The organism is Catonella sp. (genome assembly GCF_052169795.1).
GTDB lineage: Bacteria > Bacillota > Clostridia > Lachnospirales > Lachnospiraceae > Catonella.
In genome coordinates this window covers 1-4637 of the sequence record NZ_JBQNBU010000128.1, presented here as the reverse complement: position 1 = coordinate 4637, position 4637 = coordinate 1, and the positions used below count along the sequence as shown (strand labels likewise).

General features: G+C 29.0%; 4 protein-coding genes and 1 pseudogene. 2 read left to right on the top strand and 3 right to left on the bottom strand.

What is annotated here, in order from left to right; genetic code table 11:
• Together ACTTKP_RS11315 and ACTTKP_RS11310 are read left to right on the top strand one after the other, a co-directional pair.
• Window positions 1-842, top strand: a pseudogene (locus tag ACTTKP_RS11315) (helicase); the annotation flags it as partial.
• Between the two features lie 85 nt (window positions 843-927).
• Window positions 928-1854 carry a single-stranded DNA-binding protein gene (locus tag ACTTKP_RS11310; protein WP_442554005.1) on the top strand — a complete coding sequence of 309 codons (927 nt, stop codon included), beginning with the start codon at window positions 928-930 and terminating at the stop codon, window positions 1852-1854.
• A gap of 217 nt (window positions 1855-2071) precedes the next feature.
• Here the strand turns inward: ACTTKP_RS11310 and ACTTKP_RS11305 are convergent, their stop codons facing one another.
• The 3 genes from ACTTKP_RS11305 to ACTTKP_RS11295 are packed head-to-tail and all read right to left on the bottom strand — an operon-like array spanning window position 2072 to window position 3954.
• On the bottom strand, window positions 2072-2191 hold the full coding sequence (locus tag ACTTKP_RS11305; protein ID WP_442554006.1) for a hypothetical protein: 120 nt from the start codon (window positions 2189-2191) through the stop codon (window positions 2072-2074).
• 36 nt (window positions 2192-2227) lie between these two features.
• Complete coding sequence (locus tag ACTTKP_RS11300; protein ID WP_442554004.1) at window positions 2228-3586, bottom strand: relaxase/mobilization nuclease domain-containing protein; 1359 nt, start codon at window positions 3584-3586, stop codon at window positions 2228-2230.
• Window positions 3586-3954 carry a plasmid mobilization relaxosome protein MobC gene (locus tag ACTTKP_RS11295; protein WP_442554003.1) on the bottom strand — a complete coding sequence of 123 codons (369 nt, stop codon included), beginning with the start codon at window positions 3952-3954 and terminating at the stop codon, window positions 3586-3588. Before ACTTKP_RS11295 ends, ACTTKP_RS11300 begins: the two co-directional genes overlap by 1 nt.
• Window positions 3955-4637: the final 683 nt, after the last annotated feature.

The window sequence follows — 4637 nt, the reverse complement described above, 5'->3', positions numbered from 1 at the left end:
GAAACATTACAAGAATGGATAATGTGCTTGATAAATTGCCTGAAAGATTAGAACAGACACTATCTAAACTTGAAGATACTCAGAAACAATTAGAAACTGCAAAGATAGAAGTACAAAAACAATTCCCACAGGCTGACTTATTGAGAGATAAGACACTAAGGCTTGCAGAAGTAAATAATCTACTTGATATGGGTAAAACTGATGTGAAAGAAAATGTTGACAATGCACTTTTACAGGAAGTTAAAGAAGAAATAATAAACTTCATAAACCATGAGTATGACGAGGAAAATAGGCTTGAAGATTTTGATGAGAGATTTCCAGAACTTAATGATATAGGATTAGCTTTTACAACTACACCTGATGGAAACCACGAAATACAAACAAGTATAGATTTGATTAACTTTAAGCTAAATACCTATGTAGACAGCACTCTTATTGAAAGCAATCCATACACTTATGATGAAGAAGATGCAGCAAGTCAAAAAGAACTATTACAGATTAAAACAGATATAGGTTTTTGGAGCTTTGATGAACTTGTATCAGTAAATGAAGAAAAATTAAAAGAAGTGCTTGGATTTGAAATAGATGATGATGGAAATTTTTACGATCCATTATCAAAAGATATGGACTTAGATGGAGTGGCAGATAGGTATGATGCCGACTTTAGAGATAGTAAGGTACAAAATATTGGAGATTTTGAGAAAAAAGAAAAATCAGAAAATAAAGAAGAAAAAACCTCTGTATTGGAAAAGCTAAACTATTTCAAAGAAAAAGTAGCAAGTGGAGATAGTATGCAAACTGAGAATATAGAAAAGAAAATTGAGCAAAAAGAAGTAATATAAGCATTTAGGGAGAGTATTTTTGATACTCTTCCTTTTATTTAAAAAAAATAAAAAGAAAAAAGTTAAATTACAGGAGGAAATAAAGATGAAGTTAGAAAAAGGTAATGTAATAAAGACAGATTTATCGGACACTATGATAGTTTTAGATATGGATAGTAAGCAAAAACAGGCGGTATTATTTACAGGAACACAATTTGTAATAGCAAGTGGAATAAAGCTGAACGATAAAACAGGCAAATTTGAGTGGGATAATGGCAGATATGCAAATGACATAAAGACCATTTCCGATATGAAGAATAACAGCTTTGAGGCTATGAAAGATACTGTATCATTTTTAGTAGAATATAACCATAAAGACTATGTAAAATCAGTCGTATCTATTGAAACAGGCATAGAAAATGAAGATTTATTGGATAATATCTATGAAGAATATATGCAATCTGATGCGACTTTAGTTGATGAAAAATTCTATGAATATGTAGAATATGAAAAGTTAGAAAAAGGTATTGAAGATAAAGAAAAAGCAGTAGATAACTCAAAAGAAGATTTAGAAAATACGCAGCCTGAAAAAGAAAATGAACAAAAATCGGATAAAGCTGAAATTATAGGTGTAACAGGGAATATAGTAAAAGATGTTGAAGTAAAAGAACTTACATCTAAAGACGGCAATCCTTTTACTGTTGCTAATTTTTCAGTTGCAGAAAATAAAGATGGAGAGGTTAAATACACAAATTGTTTGGCATATAATGATAAAGCTGAAGCGGTAAAAGACCTAAAAAAAGGAGATTTTGTAAAGCTGACCGGACAAGAAAAGAAAACAATAGGTAAAGATGGAAAAGAATATATAAGCCTTAAAGTAAATGAAACAAAGCTATTAAAGGCTAAACAGCAGATAAAGCAGGAAGTTAAAAAAGATAAAAGTTCTGTTATTGGCAAATTAAATCAATATAAACAACAAGCAAAAGAGCAAGCCTTAGAAAATGTAAAAAAAAATAAAAATGTAGAAAGATAGTAGTTAAAAGGCTATGCGAAAGTGATTTATTTCACTCTTGCATAGCCTTTTTTTATTTTGCAAGAAATTAGCTGATTATATATTTCAAATTAAGTCTTTTAAATATTGCTACAGATATTAAACCAATAAGTACACCAGTAAAAGTGCCTATAATTATCATATAAGCTAAGTAGGATAGTACAAAAGGAAGTTTGATAAGGAGTATTACGCATAATAACTATCCTATATTATGAAATACACCGCCTATCATACTTACACAAGTTATTCCGAAGATGCTTATTTGCCTTAATAACAGCATTGCCATAAATGCGAAAATTGTACCAGTTAAAGAATAAATGAAGCTATATAAATTTCACACCGTCTTTTATATATTCTACCTTTCATTTTCGATATACTTATCAGTATTTTTCTTTAAGTTCTGCAAATCATAAATAGTAGAATTTTCAGTAGAATATTTATCCATTAACTCGCCCTTTTGGTCTTTCAGAGACATATATTTATCAGATAAGGTATTTATATTAAGACTACCATAATTGGAGTTTTTAATGGCTTTAAGAGCTGTTTCATAAGCTATTATTTCAGCCTTATATTCTTCATAAAAGTTTTTATCATCTTTATTTTTCTTATACATATCATAGACAAGTTTATTTTTCTTCAAGATATTTTTGCTTTCTATAACTGAATAAATCCCTTTCATAGAGCTTTCAATTTGCTTAATATTATTAAGTATATTCTGTCTTTGTGAAGCCATTTCTTGTAGTTTTTTATCTAATTCATCATAAGAATTTATTCCATACTTTCTCATTTCATTAAGTGTACTTGCCATAGTCCTCATATTGTGTTTATTCGCCCAGACTTCATAGCCTTTTGAGGATTTAACTTTTTCATTGTTCTTTGTATCAATGATATTATCAAACTTCTTGCCTGAAGATTTTTCGTAGTTAAATGATTTTGAAGTAGTCTTTTCTCTATTTTCAATTCTCTCTTTTATTCTTTCTTTCGTGTAGTCTGCACCTAATGTAGATGCCTTCGCACGAGTAAATCTTCCATTATCTCTTTTGTCTTTATGCCTAAATGATAGGTATTTTCCGAACTTAATTTCATATCCGAAATCTTCCATAGCCTTGATAAAATTATCATAGGTTTTAGACTTTTCTATTGCCTTATCAATAGCTATTTGTAGCTTGTTCTTCCAAGAGTTACCCTTTTTAAACTCCATATATTCCTTGTAGGATTTACCGTTGGTCTTGTATTTGGTTTTGAAGATTTTATAATTTTCATCAATAACTGATAAGCCATTTTCCTTGCACAATTTATCGCTTTGATAGCGTATCTGATGATATGTTCTTTTGTTACTTATATATGCTTTGCCGGTCTTAAAATTGACATTATTAAATAGGATATGATTGTGGATATGCCCTTTATCTATATGAGTTGTAAGTACATATTCATACTCGTCTTTTAAAATTCTTTTGCATAGATCAAGTCCTATTTGATGTGCTTGTTCAGGTGTAGTTTCATTAGGAGCAAAAGATTGTATGAGATGCCTTGCAAGAATGACAGCTCTTGAATCGCACTCTTTTTTTGTCTGCTCAAACTCTAAATGAGCAATTTGTGGATTGCAACCAAAAGAAGATATTAAAAGTTTTTCATTTGTTTTATTCTCATTCATAATATAATCTAATGCTAAATTAAGAGTGCTTTTAATGGGATGTATCTTAGTAACAGCCATTACTTTTCCTCCGTACACTTATCATCATAGTTACTTAAATCAAAGATTTTTTTTCTGATATTAAATATATTTTTACTTTGTTTAGACAGTAGGTCTTGTAAATCATCAATATCACTTTTGTAGATGCTGGCAGTAGAATTTACCCTTTTGGCAATTTGATTTATACTACTTGTAGCTCTTGCTATATCTACTGACATACTTTTAAATACTTCCATATCAAGCACAAAAATATCTGTATCAAGTACACACTTCATAATGAATTGTCTTAAACTTTTGCAACAGGATAGATTATATTTATTTTCTAAAACTTCAAGTTCTTCATCAGAAAGCATTAAGTATATTCCATTTTTTCTGTATCTGTTAGCCATTATATATTTCCTCCCTCGTGATATTTTTTATAAAAAAGCAAACAAAAAACCTGTAAAATCAAGTGAAAAACTTGAATTACAGGTTTAATTTATTTATATATTTCTTCTTGGAAATCTCCTGTAAAGAGATTGATTTGTATATTTAATATGGGGATATTATATCAAAAAATGAGAGAAAATACAAACATAAAAAAATTGAAAAATGTATTTTTCCAATTTTTTCATTAAAGCCTTTAAGGTTTTTATACAGGGGTTTGGGGATACTCCCCAACAAGCTAAAATTGACGAAATAGACTGAAGCGTAAGCAAGGGATATGTCAATTTTTCTGTAAGTGCATATGCACTTACTGTGCTTGCTGCGAAAGTTCAGAAGGATTTTAATGCTTTTTAGATTTATGATATTTAAGGATTTGAAATTTATAACGGTTAAAGAATTAGCAATATTAAGCTATATCAAGGCAAAATATATGGATAAATCTTTTAGGTTTTTAGTATAGCATAGATAAAAGATATTTTTACAAAAAGTCGGTATAACTTTTTCTTAAAGCGTATAAAAGTCGGTATAACTCAAAATTGAAAATTTTATTTTTTTGCACTTTTTACTCATAACATTTTTTATAAATGTTAGTATAATCCCGTTTTCGACAGTTAAAAAATATTAAAAGGCGTAAACCCTTGAAAAT